Origin of the sequence: Achromobacter sp. GbtcB20 (assembly GCF_019091095.1) — a bacterium.
Lineage (GTDB): Bacteria > Pseudomonadota > Gammaproteobacteria > Burkholderiales > Burkholderiaceae_B > Achromobacter > Achromobacter mucicolens.
Window position 1 is genome coordinate 1 of the sequence record NZ_JAGXJZ010000589.1, and the last position, 265, is coordinate 265.

Annotated in this window: 1 pseudogene; it reads right to left on the bottom strand. The window is 73.2% G+C overall.

Annotated elements, in window-relative coordinates:
* Nucleotides 1–265: pseudogene (locus KVT32_RS30340) on the bottom strand (MFS transporter); the annotation flags it as partial.

Below are 265 nucleotides of genomic sequence, written 5' to 3' on the forward strand. Positions count from 1 at the left end.
GAGCGTCATGGCCATCGCCAGCCCGACCAGGGACCAGGCGAGAAAGTGGGAGACGATCCCGTCGCAGCGGCCGAGCCAGGCCAGCCCGAGGAAGCACAGGAGGGAGCCGGCCGCCATCACGTAACGCCCGCCGTGGCGGTCCAGCAGCACCCCGACCGGGGTTGCGGCCAGCCCCGCGACGAGCAGGGCCCAGGAGAAGGCGCCAAACACCTCCGCCGGCGCCAGGCCCAGCTCACGCCCGATGTCGGGCGCCAGGATGGCGAAG